Source organism: Candidatus Cryosericum septentrionale (genome assembly GCF_003570995.1).
Classification (GTDB): domain Bacteria; phylum Caldisericota; class Caldisericia; order Cryosericales; family Cryosericaceae; genus Cryosericum; species Cryosericum septentrionale.
Genome location: NZ_QXIY01000030.1, coordinates 132,577 through 154,952, shown reverse-complemented (window position 1 = coordinate 154,952; position 22,376 = coordinate 132,577). Strand labels below are relative to the sequence as shown.

17 protein-coding genes, 1 other RNA gene and 1 pseudogene (1 of these 19 running past the window's edge) are annotated in these 22,376 nt (G+C 55.7%); 6 read left to right on the top strand and 13 right to left on the bottom strand.

Going from position 1 to position 22,376, the window contains the following annotated elements:
* Positions 1–334 (bottom strand): annotated as a pseudogene (locus SMC1_RS10630) (hypothetical protein); the annotation flags it as partial.
* A 3-nt stretch (positions 335–337) separates the two neighbouring features.
* On the bottom strand, positions 338–730 hold the full coding sequence (locus SMC1_RS07145) for a BlaI/MecI/CopY family transcriptional regulator (RefSeq protein ID WP_119086085.1): 393 nt from the start codon (positions 728–730) through the stop codon (positions 338–340).
* A 243-nt stretch (positions 731–973) separates the two neighbouring features.
* Between SMC1_RS07145 and SMC1_RS07140 the strand changes: the two genes are divergently transcribed.
* From SMC1_RS07140 to SMC1_RS07130, 3 genes are all read left to right on the top strand, one after another.
* Positions 974–1,237: a hypothetical protein gene (locus tag SMC1_RS07140; protein ID WP_119086084.1), complete on the top strand. Its 264-nt coding sequence runs from the start codon at positions 974–976 to the stop codon at positions 1,235–1,237.
* Between the two features lie 386 nt (positions 1,238–1,623).
* Positions 1,624–3,945, top strand: a complete 2,322-nt coding sequence (locus tag SMC1_RS07135) for a hypothetical protein (protein ID WP_119086083.1) — start codon at positions 1,624–1,626, stop codon at positions 3,943–3,945.
* A 281-nt stretch (positions 3,946–4,226) separates the two neighbouring features.
* Positions 4,227–5,675, top strand: coding sequence for a hypothetical protein (locus SMC1_RS07130; RefSeq protein ID WP_119086082.1), 1,449 nt, complete (start codon positions 4,227–4,229; stop codon positions 5,673–5,675).
* A gap of 230 nt (positions 5,676–5,905) precedes the next feature.
* Here the strand turns inward: SMC1_RS07130 and SMC1_RS07125 are convergent, their stop codons facing one another.
* From SMC1_RS07125 to SMC1_RS07095, 7 genes are all read right to left on the bottom strand, one after another.
* Complete coding sequence (locus SMC1_RS07125) at positions 5,906–6,979, bottom strand: DUF4062 domain-containing protein (RefSeq protein ID WP_119086081.1); 1,074 nt, start codon at positions 6,977–6,979, stop codon at positions 5,906–5,908.
* A 145-nt stretch (positions 6,980–7,124) separates the two neighbouring features.
* Positions 7,125–10,079 carry a type I restriction endonuclease subunit R gene (locus tag SMC1_RS07120; RefSeq protein ID WP_119086080.1) on the bottom strand — a complete coding sequence of 985 codons (2,955 nt, stop codon included), beginning with the start codon at positions 10,077–10,079 and terminating at the stop codon, positions 7,125–7,127.
* Entirely contained in the window at positions 10,072–11,241 is a 1,170-nt protein-coding gene (locus tag SMC1_RS10625; protein ID WP_165849306.1) for a restriction endonuclease subunit S, read from the bottom strand. Before SMC1_RS10625 ends, SMC1_RS07120 begins: the two co-directional genes overlap by 8 nt.
* Positions 11,238–12,551 (bottom strand): ATP-binding protein, encoded by a 1,314-nt coding sequence (locus SMC1_RS07110; RefSeq protein ID WP_165849305.1) that lies wholly within the window; start codon positions 12,549–12,551, stop codon positions 11,238–11,240. The genes SMC1_RS10625 and SMC1_RS07110 overlap by 4 nt, the downstream gene beginning before the upstream one ends.
* Positions 12,544–14,037, bottom strand: a complete 1,494-nt coding sequence (locus SMC1_RS07105; RefSeq protein ID WP_119086097.1) for a class I SAM-dependent DNA methyltransferase — start codon at positions 14,035–14,037, stop codon at positions 12,544–12,546. The genes SMC1_RS07110 and SMC1_RS07105 overlap by 8 nt, the downstream gene beginning before the upstream one ends.
* A gap of 8 nt (positions 14,038–14,045) precedes the next feature.
* Entirely contained in the window at positions 14,046–15,566 is a 1,521-nt protein-coding gene (locus SMC1_RS07100) for a type I restriction-modification system subunit M (protein ID WP_207799347.1), read from the bottom strand.
* Between the two features lie 294 nt (positions 15,567–15,860).
* Entirely contained in the window at positions 15,861–16,574 is a 714-nt protein-coding gene (locus SMC1_RS07095) for a hypothetical protein (protein ID WP_119086078.1), read from the bottom strand.
* A 134-nt stretch (positions 16,575–16,708) separates the two neighbouring features.
* Here SMC1_RS07095 and SMC1_RS07090 point away from each other — a divergent pair, with 134 nt between their 5' ends.
* Entirely contained in the window at positions 16,709–16,996 is a 288-nt protein-coding gene (locus tag SMC1_RS07090) for a hypothetical protein (RefSeq protein ID WP_119086077.1), read from the top strand.
* A gap of 178 nt (positions 16,997–17,174) precedes the next feature.
* Here SMC1_RS07090 and SMC1_RS07085 read toward each other — a convergent pair whose 3' ends face one another.
* Positions 17,175–17,810, bottom strand: coding sequence for a DUF4145 domain-containing protein (locus SMC1_RS07085; protein WP_119086076.1), 636 nt, complete (start codon positions 17,808–17,810; stop codon positions 17,175–17,177).
* Positions 17,811–18,007: 197 nt separating this feature from the next.
* Entirely contained in the window at positions 18,008–18,301 is a 294-nt protein-coding gene (locus SMC1_RS07080) for a DUF3892 domain-containing protein (RefSeq protein WP_165849304.1), read from the bottom strand.
* A gap of 543 nt (positions 18,302–18,844) precedes the next feature.
* Here SMC1_RS07080 and SMC1_RS07075 point away from each other — a divergent pair.
* Both SMC1_RS07075 and SMC1_RS07070 read left to right on the top strand, forming a co-directional pair.
* On the top strand, positions 18,845–19,414 hold the full coding sequence (locus SMC1_RS07075; protein ID WP_119086074.1) for an HDIG domain-containing metalloprotein: 570 nt from the start codon (positions 18,845–18,847) through the stop codon (positions 19,412–19,414).
* Positions 19,415–19,464: 50 nt separating this feature from the next.
* Entirely contained in the window at positions 19,465–19,986 is a 522-nt protein-coding gene (locus tag SMC1_RS07070; RefSeq protein ID WP_119086073.1) for a GNAT family N-acetyltransferase, read from the top strand.
* Positions 19,987–20,155: 169 nt separating this feature from the next.
* Here SMC1_RS07070 and SMC1_RS07065 read toward each other — a convergent pair whose 3' ends face one another.
* Positions 20,156–22,000 (bottom strand): hypothetical protein, encoded by a 1,845-nt coding sequence (locus SMC1_RS07065; RefSeq protein ID WP_119086072.1) that lies wholly within the window; start codon positions 21,998–22,000, stop codon positions 20,156–20,158.
* Between the two features lie 165 nt (positions 22,001–22,165).
* Positions 22,166–22,376, bottom strand: a transfer-messenger RNA (tmRNA) gene (gene ssrA, locus SMC1_RS07060) (it continues 126 nt past the right edge of the window).

The window sequence follows — 22,376 nt, the reverse complement described above, 5'->3', positions numbered from 1 at the left end:
TCGTTGTGAGTGGTACCGTCGCCCGCATTACGGGCACAGGTGTTGCCACTGGAGAGCTCACTGGGTTGCCCATTTGTGGAGGAAGCACCGTTGTTTCCCGGGCCGGCACGTTCACCGTCACATGCTGTGCAGGTGCCGCAAGCTGGATCGGCGCCTGCGGCAGCGACGGGTTAAAGGGGATCAGCAGGCGCACTGCCACCAGAAGCCAGACCCAGGAACGCCACCGCGCAGTATAGTGCCGACGCAGAAACGGCAGCAGAAGCAGCAGGATGGCAATGACGCCCGAGGTGATCAGTGCGACTTCGATGATGTCGCTGAAGATACGCTGCAACATACGCTACGCTCCTCCGGTTGCCTTATCAATAAACTGCTGAAGCTCCGCAAGATCGTCATCGTTGATCGCGTTGCTCTTGTAGAGCGCAGAAACGAAGGTGGTAAGAGAGTTGCCGTACAGCTTCTCCAGAAAGGACTTGCTTTCACTTTCAAGATATTCCTGCTCGCTGACGACAGCTGTATAGATATTGACCTTCCCCTGTCGCGTGCTCGAAACAAACCCTTTCTCCGCCAGCCGCGCAAGGAATGTCAGAACAGACGTGACCTTCCATTCCCGTTTGTCTTTCAGTTGCTCGCACACGTACGCCGACGTGACGGGCCTGTCCGCCTCCCAGAGGATCATCATGATCTCAAGTTCCGAATCCGGCAGACGCTTTATCTTCTTCCTGCTGCTCATATCTCCCTTCTTTCTACAACTGTAGAATTACTTGCACCTTGATTCTACAAATGACGAATAAAAAGTCAAGGGGTGGGACCGAGAACATAAACGTAGAATCCCAAGTCATCAGGAGTGGTAACCTGGGAAAGGTAAAGAAACTCAAGAAGCCATTGTGAACCAGCTTCTTGCTTCTGCGGCCCTTGCTGCACACCGATATGACGCCCGTACAAAGCGTTCGCGGTCAGTCAGCCCTCCAGAGGAGTGGGAGGTTGTGGTGGTCGACAGGGTCGTTGGATCGGGGCCGCCGACCTTGTAGACCTGAAGCGCCGGGTACAGTACTACCCCAACGGGCCTCTTGCCGACTCGTACCACCGCGGGCGGAGAGGGAAATACCTGCGCTGCCGCTATGACAGCATCCGCGTCTCGCCCAGCATCAGCGTAACGGACGTCTGCTACCTGTACGAAGAAGCTGTCCGGGCTGGCAGTGATCACGCACTGGTCATTGCTGAGATAGAGCTTGCATAACTGAGTCGGGCAGCTCGTGCATGCGATTGCCACAAGCACGCCAGCCTCTCCACTATTCAAATCCAGGTTGCCGGAATCGGGTGGGACCAACGATGGCGGTCGCCATGGCGCGAGGTTATTGGGGATCCTGCACTAAGTGATGCCGCAATCCTGGCACAAAGAGCCTTCCACAAGGACAGCGGTACATCTTCCTTCACCTCTGCGGTCAGAGCGTATGCAGTTGCTTTGTTCATGCATTCGGATAGCCTATTGTCGGAGCTTGCTTCTGGTTGCAGCAATTGGGGGACGTATGGTCTGTCAGAGTGTTTTGGTGGTGTGGAGCCCCGTCAGGATCCGGCCGTTATCTCAGCCTGCAAGGCTGAGCTCGTTCTTGTCAGAGCCTCTGAATGAAGAATTCTGCTGACGTATCCAGTCAGGCCATTGCTAGAAGAAGGGCAGCCCAGAAGAACCTGACGCGTTACATACGCCCGGAGGATCCCACTGCACTGGCGATCATTGCCAAGTGCTTGCTGGTCGTGGCTCTGGTCGGAGCACTGCCATCGCTTCTCCGCCTTACACCGAGTGGCCAGCTAGACACTCTGTTCTTGTCCTTAGGAAAGGGAAGAGCAATCCAATTGTCGTATGCCATCCTGAATCTGTCGACCAGCCAGTTGACGCTGGCAGTCACATGCCAGGCAGCGATGTTGGGCATCGCCGGTTCCGTGTTCATATTCCTGGCAGCAACGTCAGCATCGGACACTATGCGCCTCCGGCTGCTTCTGCGAACTAGTCTTACCCAGGAAGTACTTACTTTGCTGCTGCTGTGGCTCCTAACGCTCGGGGCGTTTGGCGTCCATTTGAGGCAATTAGCCGCGGCAATCGGCACACTTCTCAGCGTAGCTTTGCTGCTCAATATGCTCACTCGTACGATTTCGATTCTTCTGAGCCCACGGGCGTACTCGAAAAGCTACGTGACTCTCCTCACACGGAGATACGCCTTCGTCGTCGCTGCTGGCGCTCGATACCGTGTTGCCGATCGGGGCTTCAACGACTGGATTGCTGACCACCTCGAGCGCCTGGGCACCAAGTATTACCCTTTTGCGGATGCTGCTCACACCAAATCCTCTTCCCTCATCCATGCGCGACGGGCCGGTCGTATCCAGAAGGTGAACGTGGAACAGCTTGAAGCCTTCCTGGAGAGCCTGTTGTCGAACGGAACTCTGGTAGCCCAACTTGAAACCCCTGCCTTAGACGCCCCCGTCCCATCCTCTGGGCAGGCAGAAGCAGACACGCAGACCATCATCACGTTCTTCCGAAGACCCGGTCAGGACGTTGAGATAGGTGAGGCCCTTGCGGGGATTGCTACTCCCCATCTCTCTGGTGGCACCCTACCGGCTTATGCGGAGACCCGCTTGAGTCGATGCTTCATCATCCGGGATGAGGCGCAATCGTTTGCTGCAGATGTGGGGGCCGAGCAGGACGCACTGCGCGACCGAACCTTGCGCTGTATTGACACGAACTCTATCTGGGAGGCTAGGGTGGCACGGGAGTCTTTTGAGGCAGAGTTCGAAAAGTCTCTGTCAGACTCCACCCTGCGTGACGTACCCTCAGCGCGGGGCGACCAGACCAGAATGGCAAGACGTGCTGAGAATGATGACTCATGGAAGGAGCTCGATGATTTCATCGAAACGCTGTATGAGATCTCTCGCTATGGGTGCACCGCTGTTCACAAGGCAGTAATGCACGTCCTTGTCCCGCTACCGCACGCACTTGCACTGCAATCACAACGACACCGAGTCCGTGTGCCGTTCGGGAAATGCTGCAGCCTCATGGGACGGCAGGCGGCCGAAATGTGGAGGACAGCGCCTAGTGGGTCAGCGTCGCCACTGAGAGATGAACTTCGAGGCTTCGACATGCGTAACCTGGAGTATCTCCTGTTCGGTGTCCCGCGTGAGCTTTCTGAGGGCAATGCCTGGCAGGACCACTTCTCCTGGCTTGTCGATGAAACTGATGCGCTGCTCTCTACGTTTCTCTGGCTCCTCCGCGCCGTCTGCACTGATGGAATGACGACACAGTTGGTTATTGACTCGCTCCGGGGCGCGACGGGCGCCTACTCCGCTCCGAAATCCTCGCTGATGACTCAAGTGCCCTCACTCGACGAGATGCGTGGGCGGAAGCCAATATCGCTTCCAGGCGCATCTGACCTGCTCTCTTCGTTTGTACGAGGCAGGGGCACTGCAATACGCTTCGCCGTTCTTGGTTTTGCGCTGGATAGCGCCCGTTCTCAGGGCAAGCCGATGGCACTATCCCTTGAAGACGTCGGGTTGGAAGTGTTGAGCAACTCGACCGACTTCATGCGCGCCTATAGCGCCTCGCAGAGTGTGGCGGAGAGTGGCTTCCCAAGCTGGGAGTTCTGGACGGGTGACACTCAGGAAAGCACAATGAGGATTGAAACGCCGACCGTCCTCGCTGAGGCGGCTGTTAGGGTACTCGCGATCCGCTCGATCCTGCCTCCGACTCCGGCTTTCGTCGCTTCGCATGTGAACGGGTCAGCTGACGACCGCAGTCGGCTTCACGAACTCTTCGGCAAGAACAGCAGTCTCGTCTCTGCCCTCAATGAGGCGATCGATGGCAAACGTGGATGGCACAAGGTCTTGCCGCAGGACGATGACGTGGACCTACTACTCAAAGCCTGGGTGGCTTTTGGTACAGACGTGGAGCAGCTTTGACGTGTCTGTTCAGCAGCCCGAAGACAGTTGACAGAGCCAAAGGCCTGCCAATCAGCGTTGACGCGGGCTGAACGATCAGCAGCGGAGGGTGAGCGGGTCCAGGTCGGAGCACCTGCCCCCCGAGGAATTCTCTTCCTGGCAGCAAGTGCGAAGCGCACAGGGAGGCGAGCTGCTGCAGAATGCCGCCGCCTCTCGCACGCCAACCAGATCCTCTTACTCGCGCTCGAATCACCTGGCAGTAATACGCGCACATGCGCCGGACAAACCTTGGAGGCACTGCGGTGACTGCACCTGAAGAAGCACAACGATATGGATCATTCATCTCGACGTATTCGGGGCAAGGCCATTTTCACTATCACGACGGACGTGAATCGGCCAGCATTCCTTTCTGGGCTGGACAGTGTTCCGGCGGCCGAGTCGTTCTGGCTTGCCAGGAGATTCACCTTGACTTGAACGCTGGTACTGGCCTAGATTCATTCGTGGGGGAGACAGACACGGGACTGCAGTTTGCGACGGGCGGACGCCTTCGTATCGAGTCGAACGGTCTTCGGTGGACATCCCAGCAGGGTATTTCCCTGCGGACACTAGTGCTCCCAAGTTTAATTGTCGTCGACTCACATCCACTTCCCGCTGATCTCGCGAACGTCTCCTATGGACTTGTGAACTTCACCTTCTGGGGGACCGAGGGGTATGCGTGGGATGAGTCACAGGGTGTCCTGTCGATTCCCCTGGAGTTACACGCGTCTGACTGCGTGTGTAAGGCTTGGCTGGTCCGTCGCCCAGACTACAGTACCCAAGAGAGCAACCTTCGGGCTGTTCACGGAGCTGTTCCGACGGCGGAGTTGAGGCTAAGGCTTAGTCCAAGTCTGCCGCTCGCCGCCGCCGATGATCTGGCCTCGGACCTGTGCCGTGTGCTCTCAATTGCCAAGGGAACAAGAGTGCAGTGGGTATATCGCCACTTGGCTGACGAGAACCAACGGGTCTTCTCGACCCAGCACGTTGGACGAATCGCGGCGAACTACTCAGTGTCACAGGTCATCGGGTCAACAGCGGACGATGGTACCGTGATGCAGCGTTTCATCGAAACGGCTTTTCCCGCATACATCACAAAGCGCCCCTCCTACGGACTCGATCTGGGCATCCTCGACGCGTATTTGGACGCCAAGGCAGATAGTGACTTCCTCAACATGAAAGCTCTGAAGCTCGTGATCACTATGGAGATGCTGGCACACGCTCACCTTCGTGCCACTTCTGCCGAGGAGTTCGACATGATCCTGTCACCTGACGAACTACGTGCATGCCGGGCTACACTCAAGACCGCGGTCAAAGAAGCGCTCCGCAGCCATCGCGTGGATGCGAGCCGCGCTAACAGAATCGCTGGCAGAGTAACAGAGCTGAGCAGAAGACCCTTTGAGGAGATCCTTGAGCGGCTGTTCAGCGGAGTAGGTCTGGAAATCAGCAGAGAGGACCGGAAGGTCTTCGCCAGCTGTCGGAACTCGCTGGCTCATGACGGTCAGTTCTGGTCATCAAAAGTCCCGCCAGGTGACAACTGTCCGTTCGTACACGGCTGGGAGGGAAACAAGAAGGAGTACTTCTTCTTGGAGTCGCTGTTAGACCGTGTGATCCTGCGACTTCTCGAGTACGACGGTCCCTACCTCGATTGGCGTCTCAGCTCGGATGATTCTGCTAGTTGCCATTGCCCCGTGCGTAGACCATCCGTCAACAACTAAGCGCATGAGATGGAGGAGTCGGAGCCTTCTCGCCCGAGGTTGGGGAAGGGCCTACTTGGCATCGATAACTTGTCGGCAGCGCCAATAACAGCTTCTAGGGTGGTCATGTCTCGAGCCCTCTCCGGGAAGCAGCGATTCCTGTCTTGTGAACCGGTTGGGGACGTGGCACCAGGGAATAAGTGTAGCGACGGTCCCCTGCGCTCCGGAGAGAGAATCTAGGTGCTGCCAGTTCAGCCGGTCGACCCTGAATCCACCTCCAGTCCTGTGGGAGGGGTTCGCCTTATGGCCCGAAGTCGAGTCATCATCTCGTCGCCGTATGGAGTGAGTGTCCAGTATGTGTCGGTATCCTTGACTCCGTGCGGCTTGGCACTCTTGGCGATCAAACCCAGAGCTCGGAGCTGGACTTTGATAGTCTGGAAATCCTCCATGTTGAGACTAAACAGGGAAAGCTCATGCCCCAGGAAATCCTCACGTTTCTCAAGTCGCGCTCGATTCGCTTCCGCAACGAATGAGTCAAGAATGTGCATCAGACTCTGTTCTGATGCTTCGTTGATCATTGCCGGGGCAATGGCACGGAATAGTCCATTCCATGTAGCGGGAAACGTATCGCTGTGGCCCCCGCGCTCGTATGGCTGATTCCAGTCACGAAAACTGTAGTGGAGCTCTCTGATCTCGTCACCATGCGCAAGGTCCTCGGTGCCTCTTGGCGGCGTAACGCGTGCGCGTGCGAGCTCAGCCTCGAGCTCATCGACTTGATGCCGAAGCTTCAGGAGCTCCAACGCTGCATTCTTGTCAGGGAGTTCATCTGCCCGAACCCAGCCGACCGCCTGGGTTGACCTCATCAGCTGTATGAGGCTCCGACTCACTACGGACCCAAGCTCCGCCGCGGAAGACCACTGCTTGCACAGTTTCTGCTCAACGAGTGTTCTGAAATCGGCCAGCCTGCGCTTGCCATCGTCCGTCGTTTCACAGTTCTCTGACAGAATCTTCCCTGGATCCCTGTGCACGAATGCTATGATTGGCTTCGCCTGACTTGCTGCGTAGCGATACTCCATCTCGGTATAGCTCAGGCCTTCCGGTCCTATGGATCCATATCGGCCAGCCACGATGACGATGTAGTAGTCACAGTCGTCAATGACTTTCTTGATAAGCGACCACTGAGTCTCGTTTGCGGCCGGGAGTAGTTCCATTCCGGAAGGCATACAGTCCAGCTCCAGAAGCGCATGCATGACCTCCTGACGCTCTTCCACGAGGTCCAAGTAGGTGCTACTGACGAAAACCTGATACCGCTTCTCAGCGTCCATGAGCTATCCTCCTAGTCAGTTCCGTCTCACAGCAAGGCCCAATCGGGTGCAATGCCAGCTCAGAGCCTTCAGGTCCATTCCGCGCACGCGGTCACTACCCAACAGAAGAATCACTCATCTGCCGGATAGAAGGCGCATACTGCCCCTAGTAGTACTGCTCGATGTATCCATAGGCCTTGTCGAAGAGATCCTGGTCCTTCATCTCGTATTTCACGTAAAGGACGTGACGAAGGGCTTTCTGGACTTCACGTTCTCCCCGTTTGGTGGTTTGCCATCCGCGAAAGCGAACGTGCCGGACGATCTCGTCGATGTCAGTCACAATGCGCTCAATCATCACCGGTGTCTTGGCGGTCTTGACGGACGCGAACAGCTCGGTCAGAGCTGCCTTGGCTTTGGCTTGTTCGTCGACAGGATCCACTTGTTTCTCGGTCTTCACGGTATCCTTGGCGATCGCAAGCATTTCCTTGAGGAACTCGATGCTATTGATCAGTCCCTTCTCGTGTTTCTCTCTGAGCTTCTCCAGGCGCTCACCTAACGCAATGAATCTGGGGTCGTCTTTGTGGAGGCGTAACCGGGCAACGAGCTTGATGTGGAGCTCCTTAGACTTGGCATCTGGATCCTTGCTGTTCAGAATGCTCTGGAGGACTTCAGGATCCATCACGAGCGTATCAAGATCGTCGCGGACGGTCTCAATCTGGACGTTTTCGTGGACCAACTCGATCGTCTTTGCCCCTAGCGCGTGCCAGAGGAGCTTGCCATTGCCACTGCTTGGCTTCACCGATTCATAGACCCTGCTGAGCCATTTGTAGTCTGTCTCATAGAGCGTCAGACAAGGGTCAGGAGACAGTGCTTCCCAGAGCGTGGAGAGGACCGAGTACTCGGCGGCGAACGCGTCGCGTGCCTTATTGTCCGGCAGGCAATCCTGGGCTGCAATGAGTCCCTCATACCCTCCCACCGTGCGATCAACACCAGGGAAGAATAAGAGGCACTTGGCAACCTGGTCAGGCATCTGCTTCTTGAGCTGGTCCAGATTCTCAATCACTCTCTGGACCGCTTTCTCATCGAAGTCCAGCGCGCGCGCGACGTCATCGAAGATGCCAAGGTAGTCCACGATCAGCCCGTGCGTCTTGTTGGGAAACGGGCGGTTGGTCCGGCAGATTGCCTGCAAGAGGTTGTGATCACGCATCGGTTTGTCCAGGTACATCGCCTGGAGGATGGGGGCATCAAAACCCGTGAGCAGCTTGGAGGTGACGATCAGGATCTTGAGCGGATCCGTCGGATCACGAAATCGGTCAAGCAGCTTCGCTTCCGCGTCCTTGGAGAGCTTCCACCGTGCATACTCGTCGCCCTTGTCGCCTTGAATACTCATGACGATGGCGCTGGCGTCGGGGCTGATCAGCTCATCCAGGACATGCTTGTAAAGGACACAGCACTCACGGTCGAAGGTCACCACCTGAGCCTTGAACCCATTGGGCTCCACTTTGCTCTGGAAATGGTCCACGATGTGCTTGCAGATTGCGTCGACGCGAACTGGTGACTTGATGAGCACGGCCATCTTGGCAGCCCGCTTGGTCAGGTCGTCGCGCTCCTCCTCGGTCAGATTGTCGGTCAGTTGAGCATACGCCTCGTCGATTGCCACCTGGTCAATGTGCAGTCGCACTTCCACAGCTTCGAAATACAGTGGGAGAGTCGCCTTGTCGCGAATGGAGTCCTGAAACGAATACCGGCTCATGTACCCGTGCTCGTCCTCATCGGCGCCAAAGGCCCAGTACGTGTTGTGGTCACGTTTATTGATTGGGGTACCCGTGAGACCGAAGAGGAAGGCGTTGGGGAGTGCTGCGCGCATCTTGCGTCCCAAGTCCCCCTCCTGTGTGCGGTGTGCCTCATCGACCATCACGATAATGTTGGAGCGGTCATTGAGACGGCTCTCGGCCTCGGCGAACTTGTGGATCGTCGTGATGATGATCTTACGGGTATCAACTGCAAGCAAGTGCTGGAGCTCCTCACGTGACGAGGCACCAATCATGTTGCGTATGTCTGCAGCATTAAAGGTCGCTGTGATCTGCGTGTCGAGGTCGATGCGATCGACAACGATGATGACTGTCGGGTTCTGTAAACGCTCATCCATGCGCAGCTTCTGTGCTGCAAACACCATGAGCAGCGACTTGCCCGAACCCTGGAAGTGCCAGATCAACCCCTTCTTGGGGGAGCCCTTCACGACACGGTCGACGATAAGATTGGCTGCCTGGTACTGTTGGTAGCGACAGATGATCTTGATGCTCCGGTGCTGCTTGTCGGTCGCAAACAGGGTGAAGTTCTGCAGGATATCGATCAGCACGCGCGGTTGAAGCATCGCATCTACGGAGCGCTGGACGTCGGCCAGCGTTCCTTCAGCCGCATTCTCACCCTCGTGCCATGGCCCCCAGATGGTGATGGGCATGCGCACAGAGCCATAGCGGTAGCACTTGCCCTCAGTCGCAAACGACAGCACGTTGGGCACGAACATCTGTGGAACGCTCTTTTCATACCCGTCGTGAATGTCGCTGGCACCGTCCACCCACGTGACTGCCGGGCGCACCGGGGTCTTGGCCTCACCAATAACCAGTGGAATACCATTCACGAGCAGTACGATGTCGAAGCGGCGCCCGCCCTCCTGCGTCGGATAAACCCACTGGTTGGTGACGACATAGTCGTTATTGGCAAGGTTGTCGAAGTCGATGAGCCGGATGGGCACGTAGTCGCCCCGCTCACCGAAAGGCATAGTCTTGTCCCCTTGTAGCCACTCCGCGAACAGCTCGTTGGCATGCACGAGGCCCTCACCTTGGACGCTCAGGAAGATAGCACGAAGCCGGTACAACACCTCGTCAGCTCGGTCCGGCTGAAGCTTGATTGCAGGATTCAGGCGGATAAGCGCCTCGCGGACCATGGAGTCCACGAGCACGTCAGAGTGCTGTCGAGGCAACGCCTCGGCTACAACGTAGCGCCAGGCCACTTTGCCGCCCCCGTAGAGCGCTCCGTTTTCCCCGATCTTACCCCCGACAGCTCCCTTGGAGAGCGTATCTACGACTAGCTGTTCAACAGTGTCTTCTTCGCTAAACATCGTCGCCTCCTGCGTTTTCAATGGTCTGTTTCATGAGAGCTGACCCAATCGTCCTGAATGCTTTGATTTGCAGTTTGAGCTTGGCTACGCTGTGTTCAAGCTGTTCAAGTACAACTGACAGCGATCTCTGTTTCTCAATTGTCGGAAGGAGAATGCCATACTGGCCAAGCCAAACAGTACTCAGATTCTTCTGAGCTGACCCATTCGAATGACCAATACAATCCTTCTCAAAAGGACCATAGTTCAGTAACCAGAAAAGAAAGTCCATGTCGATTCGCTGATTCCTACTGCGGAGGCAGGCAACACGTTGGTTGAGGGCTGCTGGCAATAGACTTTCAGGCATTCGACCAACACGACCAACATTGCCGGTCAGAGAAACCAGCAAGTCCTTTTCGCGAAGGGCATATCGATGAAGATTCTCACTGTCAAGGTTCGGATAGAACTTGGAATCGCCGTCGACGACGGAACCTTTTTGAACGTTGTTGATTCGAATGATCCGAATTCCATTCCTGGTGTAGTTCTTACTCTTGAATGCATAGCCATTCAGTGTGTTGACGACTTCATTAAGGGGAATTGAGGGATAGGAGTGATCGGAAACAATGTCTGAGATGTACGATCGCTGTAATGTATCAACCTTCGCAATGACAGCGAGATATCGCTCCTCTGCTTTGTCTGCCGCCCAGAGGATCTCGGCGATGCGCTTCTGTTCCTCGATGGGCGGGAGGGCGAATTCCTGGTCGCGGAGAGTTCCCCAGTTGATAGTAGGCGACAATGAGCCAACGGAGATCTCGACAGCCCGGTCCATGAATGCATTCGATTGAAGGAAGAATGGAAAGAACTCAGGGAGAACCAGCTTCAGATGTGGCCGCAGTACCATGGCATGCGCCGAGCAGATGCCATCGAACTCGGCGAGTGCCAGCTTACGCTGATAGGCACGTCTCTTGCCGAAGATGGTGTCGCCTTTCTGGAAGACAAGTTTCTCCCCAGAGACATCTCGGGGATGACCCCACCGCCGCAGGTGAAGTGTCGTTGGATCGAGATGCTCGAGGCCAACGTAGACATCGGTCCTTGCGTTCGCTGGATCGATCCGCTCCACGATGTTCTGAGCAATGCCCCCGAACCTCACCATCTTCCAGCCGGGTTTCAGTTTGCGCTCGTTCACGCGTTGCCTCCATCGTACAGAGCCTCATCCACCCCGCAAATGGTCCTCCGCATGTGGTCCGCCATCGTTTCAGTCGCAGAGCTGTAGTGCCTAAGGAACCAAGCTTTCAGCAGCCGTCGAAGATACTCGGAGTGGAATTTGACGTCTTCGCTGGAAAGACTTCTCATCGCCTGCAAACAGAGCTCAAGGTTTCCCCCGGAGGTATCGTCTGTGACTTCTTCTCTGCGTAGGCTATCGGCAATGGCGTACTTCGTCCTGGTCGCAGGGTGTTCGCTAGTGGAAAGTGGTAAACGCTTTGACCTATCTGTCTCCAAACGCTCAATAAGCTTCGTTCTCGAGCTCGACCGGCATACCACGCCATCGAGCATCTCAACGGTCTTTGACCAGTCCAGTCCCGCTTTGCTCATGTAATAGAACACCGGCAGGAAGGCGGTACTTTCAGAACAAATCGACCTAATGAACTCCATGGGCTCCGAAACGGCTTTCTGGTCAAGGAAGGCAAGCACAATGTCGCTGGCGTGGATTCCTTTCGTCACCACCCTAGCTCCCCCTGCTATCCTCGCAGCCGGTGTCCCTATGGGTTCTACGCTGCCCACGAGCCTTAGCGTTGGTTTGCCTCTGACCTCTGAGAACTCGTCCTCCTTAATGAAGGACAGTTCTCCTAGCAACGACTCCTCGATAAGAAACGATCCTCCAGACTCCGTGACCTGGCCGGAATGAAGGTCGAATACTCCCGCGTCGTGTACGCCTATCCGCGAGATGTTCTCAAGATGATTCATCCAGAGCCTTTCCTCATTTGCCCTCCTGGTCTCCAAGATTTCCTTCAGTTCGGGATACTTGATCCGCTCTGATCGAGCCCGGTAACGATAATAGACATCAGATTCGTGCAGGTCCTGCCCCAGGTTCTTGATGCACATTACCGGCTTGTCACTTGACTCATGGACGAACATCAGTCCAATGGTCTTGCCTTGTAGTTCGTACTCCTGGATCTCCCACGCAATCTCTGGAGAGAAATGATCGTTGAAGCTCTGCGTCATCTTCTCGGGATCAATGTCTTGGAACAGTTGCAGGCTCGTTCCTGACAGCCCAACGGGGCGATGGCGCTTATTTGTGACCCCGAAAACTAAGTACCCGCCTTTCGCATTGGCAAATGCGGCACATGTCTTGAGGTACATTGATAGACCCTGCCACCCAAATGACTCCTTGAACTCGAGAGTACTATTCTCTCTCGAAAAGAGACAACCCTGTCTTGTCCGTGAGAATCTGAATATCTCGTCGAGGTCCTCTTGCGAGAACGGGATCCTAGTCACCGTTTTGCCCCTCCCCCAGAACGTCAAGCAGGTTCTTCATCGACTCTCGCAGCACACCAGAACTCCTCTGCCATTCCGCAATAGCTTGCTTCAGGTCGTCGTCACCAGGAACGTCGGCAGTGCCTCCGTTGACTGCCTGAACGTACAGCGGGATGCTCAGCTTGCACTCCCTCTTTCGGATTTCATCGATGCTCGCCACGTTGGCGAACCCTTCGACATCCTTGAAACCCCTGTAGGCACTCACGATGTGCTCGATATGCTCGTCGGTGAGGAAACTCTGCGACCGCTCCCGCGTAACCTCGTTGACCGCGTTGATGAAAAGGATCTTGCCGCGTCGCTCCTTGGGCTTGTTCATGCGGCAGACTAGGATACAGGCTTCCATGGGCGAGTTGTAGAAGAGGTTGGGACCTAGGCCAATTACACACTCCACTACATCATGAGCAATGAGCTTCTCGCGCATGGCCTGCTCCTCGTTGCGGAACAACACGCCATGTGGGAAGAGGATGGCACATCTGCCCGACTTGGGCTTGAGGCTCTGAATGATGTGCTGCAGAAAGGCATAGTCTGCGCGGCCTTGCGGTGGGGTGCCATAGATGTTGCGTCCCCATGGATCCGCCGACCATGCATCACGGTCCCACTGCTTGACCGAGTACGGAGGATTGGCCAGCACGATGTCGAACCGCATGAGCTGGTCGCCCTGCACGAAGGCAGGATGTGCGAGCGTGTCGCCGCGTACGATGTGAAAGTCCTCTATGCCATGAAGGAAAAGGTTCATGCGCCCGATGGCAGAGGTGAGAAGATTGAGCTCCTGGCCGTAGAGATGGAGGTTGCGCCACTCCTTGCCCTGCTTCTTGAGGTGGGTCGCTGTTGAGAGGAGCATGCCCGCTGAGCCACTGGTCGGATCGTAGACCGCCTCGCCGGGTGCAGGTTCAAGCATCTCGGTCATAAGATGCACGACGGTACGGTTGGTGTAGAACTCGGCTGCTGTGTGACCAGAGTCGTCTGCAAACTTCTTGATTAGGAACTCATAGCCGACACCCAGTTCATCCTCGGGGCAGTTGGCCAGGGAGAGCGTCAAGGATGAGAAGTGCTCAATGAGCTCCCGCAGCATAGAGTCCGGAAGTCGGTCCTTGTTGGTCCATTGCGCATCGCCGAAGATGCCAGAGAGGGCATCGGGATTCGCCTTCTCGATGTCACGCAGTGCATCCTGGATGGCTTTACCCACGTCCTTTACCTTGGTGCGAACAGCGTTCCAGTGCGCTCCCTCCGGGATGCAGAAGTGGTGCTGCTCGGGCAGCACAGCATAGTCCTTGTCACCACCAGATTCTTGGAGTGCACGTGCCACTTCCTCGTCGTACACGTCGCAGAGACGCTTGTAGAAGAGGAGAGGGAAGATGAACTGCTTGTAGTCGCCGGCGTCGATAAAGCCACGCAGGAGGGTCGCTGCTCCCCAGAGGTAGGATTCGAGTTCAGACTGTGAGACCATGTTCCCGTTCATTGTGCCAGGCCTTCCCGCTTCAACAGCTCGAGCAAATGATCTTCAGCGGCATATGCTGCTGTTAGTGACTCCTTCAGATTGACCAGAGCCTGGTCCACGGTCATCGTATCTTCCTCTGTCACCGAATCGACATAGCGAGGAATGTTGAGGTTGTAGTCATTGGCGCGGATCTCGTCGAGCGGCACCACGCGGCATACGCCCTCGACATTCTTGTATCCGTCGTACCAGCCGTAGATCGTGTCGACATGTTCGGGCAACAGCTCATTCTGTGCGCGGCCGGTCTTGAACTCATGTGATGCATCGATAAAAAGTACCTTGTTGCGATGCTCTTTGGGCTTGGTCTCACGGAACACCAAGATGCAGGCCGCAAGCGTGGCGCCGTAGAAGAGATTTGGGCCAAGGCCAATGATGGCCTCGAGCATATCCATCTCCAGGATCTTGCGCCGGATCTCGCCCTCCTTGCCCATCCGGAAGAGGACACCATGCGGCAGGACGACGGCCATGCGACCTGTCTTGGGCGCCATGGACTTGATCATGTGCTGTACCCAGGCAAAGTCGCCGTTCTTGGCGGGAGGGAGCCCGGCGAAGCTGCGTCCATAGGGATCGTTGGCCCAAAGGTCATCGCCCCAATCTTCGAGCGAGAAAGGGGGATTGGCGATGACGCAGTCGAACTGCGCGAGACTGTCCCCGGAGTAGAAGGCTGGACGCCTCAGCGTGTCGCCACGTTCGATGTGAAAATCCTCAGCCCCATGGAGGTAAAGGTTCATGCGGGCGATAGAGGACGTCGTCAGGTTCTTCTCCTGGCCATAGAGCTTTCCCAGCATGAGGTTGGGGTCGCCACCATGCTCCTGGACGTCGTGAAGCACCTCAAGCAGCATGCCACCCGTGCCACCGGCAGGATCATATGCCGTTTCTCCCGCCTTGGGAGCGAGGATACGGACCATGAGACGCACGACTGGGCGTGGTGTATAGAACTCGCCGGCCTTCTTATTGGTCAGGTCAGCGAACTTCTTGATAAGGTACTCGTAGGCCTGGCCCATGATCTCGGCCTTGCAATGCGCGTTGTCCAGCGTGCGGCTGGAGAAGTGCTCGATCAGGTCCTTGAGCAAGGCGTCGGAGAGACGATCCGTGTTGGTCCACTGAGCGTCACCGAAGATCCCATGTAGTGTATCCGGGTTGGCCTGTTCAATCCCGCGCATAGCGGTCTGCAATGCGTGGCCGACGCTCGTGGTCTTGGCACGTACGTCCTGCCAGTGGCAGTTCTCTGGAATCTGAAAGCGGTGATTCTCGGGGAATTGCGCGTACTCGGGATCCTCCGGAGATTCCTTGCTGGCAGCGGAGTACTCCTCGTCATAGACGTCGGAGATACGCTTGAAGAACAGGAAAGGGAAGATGTAGGTCTTGAAATCGGCCGCATCGACGGGGCCACGGAGAATACAGGCTGCCTCCCAGAGGTAGCTGGACAGGCTTCCAATGTCCAGATCGGCCGATTTGGTCTCTGCTTTCTTCTTACTCACAAGTACTCGCCCTCCTGCCTCATAGCGCCTGCTGCTCCAGCTTAACGGACAACCAGAAAAATCGAGCGGTTGTCCGACAGCCGGAAACCATGTCGCTGCTGCCCCCGGATGCATACGCATTTCATCCATATCGGAGTACTCTCCAAGATATGTTGCGCCACCTAATTGTCAACCTTGTTTGTCGGCGTGTACTGCCGATATACATCCCGAACAGCGCCCATTGGCTTCCAAGAGTAGACGAAAAACGCCCCCAGTCATACGGCTAGGGGCGCACAAATGTGCAATGGGTAACGGTCAGGCCTGTCTGGCTTTCTTCTTTCGGGGTTTTCCCCTGAACAGCGCGTTGTAGGCGATGAACTCGACGGCCAGGTACGCGCACGTCTTGGGGATCATCAGCATGCCGACCAGCTCGTGGGTTGGCGCAAACAGAATGACGGGGATGTAACAGGCAAACGAAATCACGATCATCCAGGCGATAAGGTTGAACGTCCTGTCCTTTGCGCGAGCGGAATCGCGGAACAGCAGATACACGAGACCCAGCCCCTGGATCGTGAGTGGAATATTCCGGATGATGCTCCACGGCATGGGGGAAACGACGGCGGTCCATTGGTTGACTGCAGGGAGCATGAGCCCCAGGCGCACGACACCCATGGCGACGAGCGTCCATGCAAACCAGTCGAAGGTCTTATGGAAGCGAATGCGCCATGCGTCCAGCATGACCATGTAGAAGAACGTCACGGTGACTGCCGTCGCAAACGTGCCGATCCCAACGAGGGCCGTGTGCTGTGCCAGCCCGCCGTTCAGATAGGCGAACACGCGGAACCCGACATGCCCGGCATCCCCCAGTCCCAGCAGGACGAACGCCCAGAGAACGCGCGTGGCGACCGCACGATTCTTGCCCGCCACCCTTCCACGACGCAGGAACATGAGAACGACGACTGTCCAGACCGTGACGAGATAGCCGATGTCAAACCATATTTCGATTCCTTGACGGAGTGCTTCAGGCATGTGCTTCCTCCAGGTGCCCTTTCTGTGTTGGAGAGGCAAGTATACTGTGCAGGCTGGCAAACACAAGGCACTCCCTGCTACCATCCGGTCTCGTTCGCGCTACAGTATGAATGGAACGATCAAGGGGGTCAGAAATGGCGTATTCGACGAATGGATCCGGCTTCTATTTCCTCCAGAGCGCGTACCTGAACGTACTTGAAGACCAGGGCATCGTCAGCCCAGAAACCGCTCTCCCCCTAGACGAGATCAACAGTCTCATCAATCCATTCGTCAGATTTGGCGGGTTTGGTCAGGGTTGGCTCGTCGTGCACAAGCTGTCACGATACGGCGTCCTCCGGGCGTGTCCTGGAGAGAGATACTACCTGGACCAGAATGCTGCCGAGAATTTCAGGAATAGTTTCGTGCGATGGCTCACGTGGTAACATGGCCCAATGCTCCCAAAGGGCACATGTCAGTCAATTAGGCGTTTGCACAGACCTCCCTTACACCAGTTGTGACTTGAGACACAATAGCGGTTTGCCATAGATGGTGCATTCTTACCATCTGGATCGGACAAATCCATCCATGATCCGCGACACACCTTTCGGTCAGCTCTCGTGATTACAGGAAGTCCGCAACGAAGTGCTCCACTCCAACCACGAGGGCGTTTACATCTGTCAAATTGTATGCACCCCAGTCGCCGTGGGCTGCCTTGTTGCGCAAGTCTATCCATGCTGTGATCTGCTTCTGCTTGGCCATGTTGTACTTGTCTGCATTGCATAGGTCCGCGTTCATTCTGTCGGACTTGCCGAGCTGTATTCCACTTCTCCCGCACATTTCCTTGAGCGTCGCCTCCAGCGCGACCCCCGCGAGAATGCAGGCAAGATCCTTATACCCACTCGCAAGCAGCGTCTTTGCCTGGTCGAGGACATCGTCAGATAGCAACTCTGCCTTGATCAACGATCGAACATTGAACAGGTAGCCCTCTTCGTAGTCCTCCTTGGCGGCACGAAAGACTCCTCTGCACGCCTCGAATTCCCATACGTATCCAAGGAACTTCGCATACTGTTCGGAGAACAGCCTGTAGTGCACGCTATCCTCGCCAAAGACTCGCTGGAACAAGCTTAGCACACTCGTTGCCCAGCCGTGGCAAGTCTCGCCATCCACGCTCACACTACCGTCGGGGTGCGCTACTAGGACCTCTTGACTTGCTCTCTTGTCCAGTTCGCAGAACCTCTGCCTAACCAGTGCATCCATTGTCATCTCACATACCCCCGCCTACGCGCAACTCGCAGACAAACACAATCGCCATTCCTGGAACACGCTGCTCAAACACTAGTGCGACTCTGTCAGTGCGTCCCGGTGTGTTACAGTCCACGATACCGGCTCAAACCTCTGCTCTATGGCAACTGTAGAACCTTCGATGAAAAGACAGCAGGATTCAGTACTCCTGTCTACCTAGTCGGGCATTCACCCAACGAAAGCAGGTTGTTTGTCTCTCTGTCATCTGCGTAGGTCTGCAGGAACTTCGTACCGTGTGGACTGACCACAACCCTGCAGTAGACCTTAGTACTGGAACCCTTCACATAGGCTCGATTGCCCTTCTCGACCCAATCGACCATCGTCTGCCGGTCGTAGCGACTGGTCTGCCCAGTCGTGTCCCTCCAACCGTAGTAAGCAACAGCTTCATAGGGATTCTGATGGTATCCGCCATCTTTGTTGATGCAGATAATCTCTACCTCTATCATTGCGATTGCCCTCCGTCTTGTGACAAGGCACGATCTTGTAGATGGGTTACCAAGAGACATGCGATGCATTGTAGCCAATGCTAGACCGTGGTTTGACTACGCCCGCCCCCTGATCTTCCGACCAGTCAACTACGAATCCGCCCTCCGTACTCGACCACGCGACAGACACCTGACACCTTGCTTGTCACGGCGCGGCGCGCATGACTATGTTAGGTATCCTTCACAGTTTGTCAATGTACAGTGTTATTTGTTGTCACCTGGGTACTTCATGGCGGCCGCTTCCGGTCTCACTCATGCCAGCTTCGAATCTGCTCCTGTTTTTGGGACTGCACGCTAGACCGGCCTCTCAGGTCAACTCATGCCCAACGTAGAGTCTTGTCTAAGAGTCTCTGGCTATCTACAGCGGCAGGCAACTCTTGCACAAGTCACAGGGCTACCGAAGGCATTAGCCAGGAGGCGCATCTCTTGACCAGTTGATTTCGCCCACGTCACTTGGTATGATTTGACGAGATGCAAATGAATCTAGATAAGGAGTAGTGCAACTTGAAACCAACCAGAGATGAAGCGTACAAACTATTGTGCAAGTACAATGATTCTCCTGCCCTCATTACCCATGCTTTGACGGTCGAAGGCGTGATGCGGCATTTCGCGCGCCTGTTGGGTGAGGATGAGGAAAAGTGGGGAGCTGTAGGACTCATGCATGATATCGATTATCAGATGTTCCCGGATCAGCACTGCATCAAGGCCAGGGAGATCCTGACTGAGCATGGCGTTGACGATGAATACATCCACGCGATCATGAGCCATGGGTATGGCATGTGCTGCGATGTGAAGCCGGAACATGTTATGGAAAAGGTTCTCTTCACGATAGATGAGCTGACAGGTCTCATAACTGCCTGCGCGATCATGAGACCGTCGAGAAGTGTACTGGATCTTGAGCTGAAATCGGTTATGAAGAAGTATAAAGCTCACGGGTTTGCTGCCGGTGTGAACAGGGAAGTCATCGAACAGGGCGCGGCTATGCTGAACATGGATCTGGATTATGTCATCACAGAGACCATTGCGGGCATGAGAGAGGTGGCCGAAGCCATCGGCCTCAAGGGAGAACTCTGAGCTGACCATCGCGCGCACCAAGATGCGGTCGGACAAGACGGGAGGGTTCAGTGTATACAGGCAAAATCAGAATCAAAGAGACTGATCAATCGGACTTGCCAAATATCATGCAGCTATGGAACAACGGCCAAGTAATGTTCTATGTCGGCTTTCCCAGGGGTCTGGGCGTTACGATTGAGCGCCTCCAGAAATGGTTGGATGGAGTCAATCAAGATATCTTCCGCAGGCATTACAGTATTTACGCTGAAAACATCGGGTATTGCGGTGAAACGTTCTACGACATCGATCATGAACATGATCTGGCAATACTGGATATTAAGCTTTTGCCGAAGGCACAGGGCAAAGGAATTGCTGCATATGCTTTCAGCAATGTCATCGACCAGGTGCTCAGCAATGATCTGGCTACGAAAGCGTATGTTGACCCCCATCCAGACAACAAGAAAGCATGGAAACTCTATGAAAAACTTGGGTTCATCAGTAAGCCAAGACCAGCGTTTCTCAAGAAGGGACCAACGTATTTGGAGGTCACTCCAGATACTTTCAAGTGCGCCTGCCCAGCAGAATCGGCATGAGGGAATCCATCTCTGGCTGGACGTGTGGGTCCCCGCCTGCGCGGGGACGACAGGAACAGAACGACGGAGATGCCACGATCGGCGACAATGAAAAAGCCCACCGGCTGGGGTGCCCCTGCGTATTGCACCACCTAAGGTGCCTGCAGGAGCCTGTGCGGTCAACCAGGGCTCAGAAAGGCGTTGTGGGTGTTGTCGTTTTGCTGTCCGGCGACCATCCTATAAATGCCGGGTTGAACTTTGGTGTCACCGGGACGAACAGATTGTTGACGTCGGTAAGTGTGTCGGCAATGATACTTGGAGCACCGCCTGCTTTAGGGTTTCTGCAGAGCGTCGTGATGCTTTTTTGATTTTGCCGGAACTCGATTTGGCAGTCCGTCGTCCCCTTGTAAAGAAAAGTGTACCGGGTGTAGAACCAGGGCTTCTCCTTGCTCTCGCCTTCAATTTTGTCAACAGCGCACTGGATGCCGGTCTTCGATGAGGATGAGGGCGTACATTCGATAACGCGCAGGATCCCGGAATCTGTTATCTCGCCAGAAATATCAGTGACTGCGTCGAGGAGCGATTGAGACGGTGTGAACTTCTGGTTTCCTGAATAGAGTTTGTTTCCCACCTTGAACGTCGTAGAAGTGATCGTCGTCCCGGCAGCTGGTTTCAGTCCCATTGCTGTCCCTTCTGTCGATTCGCTGTAGAGGTGCCACGGCGCTCTTTTGGGAAAGAACAGCCAGCCCTTGAGGGCGCCGGCGGTTTTGGACGTGGCAAGTGTCCCTGTGTCCTTGAAGAGTTTCATCGTGGTGAGATCGATGATGGCGTAGTGGTACTCCTCCTCGCCTCCGGACGACGTGACCGAGTAGACGATAGGGAGGCAGTCGGACCGTGTCAGCAGACTGACGTACCTGCGCGAGACGTAGATGTTCGGCGGCTCTGGGGACGGGGGATCCGTCCGGACGACAGGGTCGGATCTGACGTTGTACTCCAGGGTATCCGCTCCCGTCCATTGTGGCAAGAAGTGGCAGGCGGGAAGCTCATCGATGCATGTATTCGTGCCGGTCGTGACATTGTAAAGGAACAGGTGTGTCGGCGTCTGGGCACGGTCAAAGTCAAAGAGTTTTTTCCCATATTCGATGAAGTGAGGATAATCGTCGTAGGCGACCATGTTCGTCGCCGGGTCGAGCATCTGCAGACTAAGATCTAGAATATAGACGCCGGTTGAAACAGGGTACCTCTTGATGGTGGCGTTCTTCGCCGCGTCGCCCGTGAACTGAATCACTGCATAGGATTCCACCCCACCCATCGGCTCGTCTCCAATTGCCACTGCCGTATAGGTGTAGCTCGACGGTTGCCCACTCGCGGCAACCTCATGCCAATGGCCATACCCCAGCGGACTGTCCCAGGTGAGGTGGGCCCGTGTGAGCTCCTTCTGCTTCTTGCCGCTCGCGGGAGCTTCGCTGTCGTCCGCATAGAATGAGGCGATGATCTTCTGCTGCTCGATGGACCAGAGGTGGAGGAGAGTGTTGTTGGAGTCGTAAATCACTACAAAGCGCCCGTCCGGCGAGACGGAGAAATCGTACATCGTGATGCCAGGAAGAGTGGCAGGATCAATGATCTTGACCACTTTGCCGGTGGCGTCGCAGGCGTACAACGGGGCCGATACGTATGGGGATAGTATTTTCGAATTGGGCACTCCAGGCATGAAGTACGCCCATCCTGCGTGGTATTCGGCGTTGTGAGCCCAGCCCACCCGCAGGATGCCGATGGACGGGTCGACCGTGCACCACTTTGTCCCCTTATCGCCGGTACTGCGCCAGTTAAGGGGGCGGCTGTAGAGCGTATGCTCATCTGCGGGGTCATCCACGGCGGCGGTGAAAACCTCGATCTCGTCGTAGTCGCACGGGTTGTCCGCCTGCGGCGGCAACAGGTTCGAGCTTGTTGAATGTGGCATGCATCCCACTGTCACAAGGCCAAGCAGCGCGATGAGGCACGCACAGAGAAGCCTTTGAATTGTTCTTCGATACATATGTCCCCCCTTCCGCTGCTTACTCTTTGCCCTCCCATTACTATAACGAAGATGGTCCGGTTTTGCTAAACGGTTTCCGCGATGACTCTTTTCTTAGGGGGCGGGCGGTGCCGGAAATGAAAAAACCCACCGGCTGGGGTGCCGGCGGGCGGGTTGTTTTGTTCGTGGTGGAGGTGACGAGAGTTGAACTCGCGTCCAAATACGTTAAATACAGCGCTACTACAGGTTTAGTCAGCTGTTGTACCTTGCGCTCGGCCGGGAGTCGACGCCCCGCTCTGCACGATTTCCCGTTTGGTACTCTCTGGCAAGGAACGGGAACGATCCTCGCCTTCGAGACCCCTATAGACGCGCCCCTGACGGACCCAGGGATGGACGG

Bases quoted from the DNA above. Each gene is read 5' to 3' on its own strand.
- SMC1_RS07120 (WP_119086080.1), bottom strand. From the start codon at position 10,079: ATGTTTAGCGAAGAAGACACTGTTGAACAGCTAGTCGTAGATACGCTC.
- SMC1_RS07135 (WP_119086083.1), top strand. From the start codon at position 1,624: ATGAAGAATTCTGCTGACGTATCCAGTCAGGCCATTGCTAGAAGAAGG.
- SMC1_RS07065 (WP_119086072.1), bottom strand. From the start codon at position 22,000: ATGTATCGAAGAACAATTCAAAGGCTTCTCTGTGCGTGCCTCATCGCG.
- SMC1_RS07125 (WP_119086081.1), bottom strand. From the start codon at position 6,979: ATGGACGCTGAGAAGCGGTATCAGGTTTTCGTCAGTAGCACCTACTTG.
- SMC1_RS07145 (WP_119086085.1), bottom strand. From the start codon at position 730: ATGAGCAGCAGGAAGAAGATAAAGCGTCTGCCGGATTCGGAACTTGAG.
- SMC1_RS07105 (WP_119086097.1), bottom strand. From the start codon at position 14,037: ATGGTCTCACAGTCTGAACTCGAATCCTACCTCTGGGGAGCAGCGACC.
- SMC1_RS07090 (WP_119086077.1), top strand. From the start codon at position 16,709: ATGGCGTATTCGACGAATGGATCCGGCTTCTATTTCCTCCAGAGCGCG.
- SMC1_RS07080 (WP_165849304.1), bottom strand. From the start codon at position 18,301: ATGATAGAGGTAGAGATTATCTGCATCAACAAAGATGGCGGATACCAT.
- SMC1_RS07095 (WP_119086078.1), bottom strand. From the start codon at position 16,574: ATGCCTGAAGCACTCCGTCAAGGAATCGAAATATGGTTTGACATCGGC.
- SMC1_RS07085 (WP_119086076.1), bottom strand. From the start codon at position 17,810: ATGGATGCACTGGTTAGGCAGAGGTTCTGCGAACTGGACAAGAGAGCA.